Origin of the sequence: Streptomyces albidus (ex Kaewkla and Franco 2022) (genome assembly GCF_013870515.1) — a bacterium.
Taxonomy (GTDB): domain Bacteria; phylum Actinomycetota; class Actinomycetes; order Streptomycetales; family Streptomycetaceae; genus Streptomyces; species Streptomyces albidus.
Genome location: NZ_JACBXA010000391.1, coordinates 1 through 3,580, shown reverse-complemented (window position 1 = coordinate 3,580; position 3,580 = coordinate 1). Strand labels below are relative to the sequence as shown.

Annotated in this window: 4 protein-coding genes; all 4 read right to left on the bottom strand. The window is 71.4% G+C overall.

Translation table 11 applies throughout. From position 1 onward, the window contains the following. Positions 1 to 223: 223 nt before the first annotated feature. Genes aroQ through aroC form a run of 4 tightly spaced genes read right to left on the bottom strand, consistent with a single transcriptional unit; the run spans position 224 to position 3,454 of the window. Complete coding sequence (aroQ, locus tag H5J26_RS29405) at positions 224 to 664, bottom strand: type II 3-dehydroquinate dehydratase (protein WP_181769006.1); 441 nt, start codon at positions 662 to 664, stop codon at positions 224 to 226. Beyond that, on the bottom strand, positions 661 to 1,761 hold the full coding sequence (aroB, locus tag H5J26_RS29400) for a 3-dehydroquinate synthase (RefSeq protein ID WP_181769005.1): 1,101 nt from the start codon (positions 1,759 to 1,761) through the stop codon (positions 661 to 663). Before aroB ends, aroQ begins: the two co-directional genes overlap by 4 nt. Continuing rightward, the gene (locus H5J26_RS29395; protein WP_181769004.1) at positions 1,758 to 2,273 is read right to left on the bottom strand and encodes a shikimate kinase; all 516 of its coding nucleotides are present in this window, start codon (positions 2,271 to 2,273) and stop codon (positions 1,758 to 1,760) included. Before H5J26_RS29395 ends, aroB begins: the two co-directional genes overlap by 4 nt. Next, positions 2,270 to 3,454: a chorismate synthase gene (gene aroC / locus H5J26_RS29390; RefSeq protein WP_181769003.1), complete on the bottom strand. Its 1,185-nt coding sequence runs from the start codon at positions 3,452 to 3,454 to the stop codon at positions 2,270 to 2,272. The genes H5J26_RS29395 and aroC overlap by 4 nt, the downstream gene beginning before the upstream one ends. Between the last annotated feature and the right edge of the window lie 126 nt (positions 3,455 to 3,580).

Below are 3,580 nucleotides of genomic sequence, written 5' to 3'. Positions count from 1 at the left end.
TGTCCGGAGTGCGGGGGGCGCTGACCTTGCTGGAAGCCCGGGGAGGGGTCCGGCGGAGGGACGGGCTGTGGCGCCCCGTACTGCTGCATCCGCTCCCCAACTCCGTCTCGCGCTGCCGACGCCGCCCCCGCAGCGCCATGATTGTGTGACAGTACCGGACAGTACCGCTCCGGCCTTGCCTGTTGAACGGCCGAGAGCGGCAACGAGTGCCCGATAACCGGATTCAGCTTCGGAGTTCCTCCGCGAGCGCACGCAGCGCGAGGAGGTAACTGCCGATGCCGAAACCGGCGATGGTGCCGCTGGCGACGGCGGAGATGACCGATGTGTGCCGGAACTCCTCGCGGGCGTGCGGGTTGGAGATGTGCACCTCGATCAGCGGCGCGGTGCGCTGCGAGGCGGCGTCCCGCATCCCGTACGAATAGTGCGTGAAGGCACCGGGGTTGATGACGACCGGAAGCGAGCCGTCGGCCGCCTCGTGCAGCCAGCGGATCATCTCTCCCTCGTCGTTGGTCTCGCGCACCTCCACCGCGAAGCCGCACTCCTCGCCCACGGCGGTGCACTGCTCGACGAGCCCCGCGTAGGAGGTCGCGCCGTAGACGTCCGGCTCGCGGGAGCCCAGACGCCCCAGGTTGGGGCCGTTCAGCACCAGTACGCGGCGGCTCATGCGGCGATCTCCGCGTGCGCGGCGAGCAGCATGGCCGGATCGGGGGCTTCCAGTACGGAGGGTTTGGCCAGCCCGTCCAGGACGATGAAGCGCAGCATGTCGCCTCGGGACTTCTTGTCGACCTTCATGGTCTCCAGCAGCTTGGGCCACTGGTCGCCGCGGTACGTCACGGGCAGACCCACCGACTCCAGGACTGCGCGGTGCCGTTCGGCGGTCGCGTCGTCCAACCGGCCCGCGATACGGCCCAGTTCGGCCGCGAAGACCATTCCCACGGAGACGGCGGCGCCGTGCCGCCACTCGTAGCGCTCGTTCTTCTCGATGGCGTGCGCCAGCGTGTGCCCGTAGTTGAGGATCTCGCGGAGCCCGGACTCCTTGAGGTCGGACGCGACGACCTCCGCCTTGACCTTGATCGACCGCTCGATCAGCTCGGCGGTGTGCGCTCCCGCGGGGGTGCGGGCCGCCTCGGGGTCGGCCTCGATCAGGTCCAGGATCACGGGGTCCGCGATGAAACCGGCCTTGATGACCTCGGCGAGGCCGCCGACGTAGTCGTGCACGCCCAGGGACTCCAGGGCCGCCAGGTCGCAGAGCACGCCGGCGGGCGGGTGGAAGGCGCCCACGAGGTTCTTGCCCTCGGCGGTGTTGATGCCGGTCTTGCCGCCGACGGCGGCGTCCACCATTCCGAGGATGGTCGTCGGCACGGCGACCCAGCGCACGCCGCGCAGCCAGGTGGCTGCGACGAAGCCCGCGACGTCCGTCGTGGCGCCGCCTCCGACTCCGACGATGACGTCGCTGCGCGTGAACCCGGTCTGGCCCAGGGCCTTCCAGCAGTACGCGGCGACCTCGGCGGTCTTGGCCTCCTCGGCGTTGGGCAACTGCACGGCGATGGCCTCGTACCCCTGTGAGGCGAGGTCCTCGCGGAGGACCTCGCCGGTCTCCGCCAGTGCCTCGGGGTGCAGTACGGCGACGCGCTTGGCGCCGGCGCCGATGAGGCCGGGCAGCTCACCGAGGAGCTGGTGGCCGATGAGCACGTCGTAGGGCGCGGTTCCCGCGCTTCCGCCCACGGTGATGCGGGTGGGCTGTGGGGTCTGACCGGTCATTTCTGCTTCAGCTCCAGGACGTCGAGGATCTCGTCGGCGACCTCGTCGGGGGTGCGTTTCTCGGTGCTGACGACGGCGCGGGCGACCTCCGTGTAGAGGGGCCGGCGCTCGTCCATCAGCTCACGCCACTGCTTGCGCGGGTTCATCATCAGCAGCGGCCGGGGGGCGTCAAGGCCGACCCGCTTGACCGCTTCCGCGACGTCCATGTCCAGGTAGACGACGGGAGCCCCGGCAAGCAGCTCTCTGGTCTCGGCGGCCAGGACGGCGCCGCCGCCGAGCGCCAGTACACCCCGGTGCTCCGCGAGCGCGGCACGCACCGCCTGCCGCTCGAGTGCCCGGAACTGCTGCTCTCCGTCGTCGAGGAAGATCTCGGAGATCGGCTTGCCGGCGATCTCGACGATGTCGTGGTCGGTGTCCCGGAAGACGGTGCCCAGACGGTGCGCCAGCAGCTCGCCGACGGTCGACTTGCCCACGCCCATCGGGCCGATGAGGACGACTGCGGGCGCGTTCACTTGATCTCCAGGCTGTCGAGGAAGCCTTCCACGTTGCGGCGGGTCTCGGCGACGCTGTCGCCGCCGAACTTCTCCGCCACCGCGTCCGCCAGCACGAGCGCCACCATCGCCTCGGCAACGATCCCGGCGGCGGGCACGGCGCAGACGTCCGAGCGCTGGTGGTGTGCGCGGGTCTCCTCGCCGGTCTGCACGTCGACGGTGGCGAGAGCACGCGGGACCGTCGCGATGGGCTTCATCGCCGCCCGTACGCGCAGCAACTCGCCCGTGGACAGGCCGCCTTCGGTCCCTCCGGACCGGCCGGAGCTGCGCCGCAGCCGGCCCTCTCCGGGGACGATCTCGTCGTGCGCCTTCGAGCCCGGCACACGCGCGAGGCCGAAGCCGTCACCCAGCTCGACGCCCTTGATCGCCTGGATGCCCATCAGCGCGCCTGCCAGCCGGGAGTCAAGCCGGCGGTCCCAGTGGACGTGCGAGCCCAGCCCCACCGGCACCCCGTGCGCAGCCACCTCGACCACGCCGCCCAGGGTGTCGCCGTCCTGGTGTGCCTGGTCGATCTCGGCGACCATCGCCTTGCTCGCGTCGGCGTCCAGGCAGCGCACCGGGTCGGCGTCCAGCCGCTCCACGTCCCCGGGCTGCGGCACGAGCCCGTAAGGCGCCTTGGCGCCGCCGAGTTCGACGACGTGCGAGACGATCTCGATCCCGGCCGTCTCCTTCAAGTACGAACAGGCCACCGTGCCCAGCGCCACCCTCGCGGCCGTCTCACGGGCCGAGGCGCGCTCCAGCACCGGACGGGCCTCGTCGAAGCCGTACTTCTGCATCCCCGCCAGGTCGGCATGACCGGGACGGGGCCGGGTCAGCGGTGCGTTGCGAGCCAGCCCGGCCAGCACCTCCGGGTCGACGGGGTCGGCGGCCATCACCTGCTCCCACTTCGGCCATTCCGTGTTGCCGACCATGATCGCGACGGGCGAGCCGAGAGTGAGTCCGTGACGGACGCCGCCGAGGAAGGTGACCTCGTCCCGCTCGAACTTCATCCGTGCGCCGCGCCCGTAGCCGAGCCGCCGCCGCGTCAGGGCGTCCGCCACCATGTCGGTGGTGACCGGGACGCCGGCGGGCAGCCCCTCCAGCGTCGCCACCAGTGCGGGGCCGTGCGACTCCCCCGCCGTCAGCCAGCGCAACCTGCTCAACGGTGCTCCTCGATCTCGCGCCTCGGCGCTCTGTGCGGTCCTTCTGGGCCTGCCCCGATCTTGCCACGTACGGGCGCGCTGCCTGGTTCCGGTCCACAGGCCGGACCCCGCGTCGCCTCGACCGTC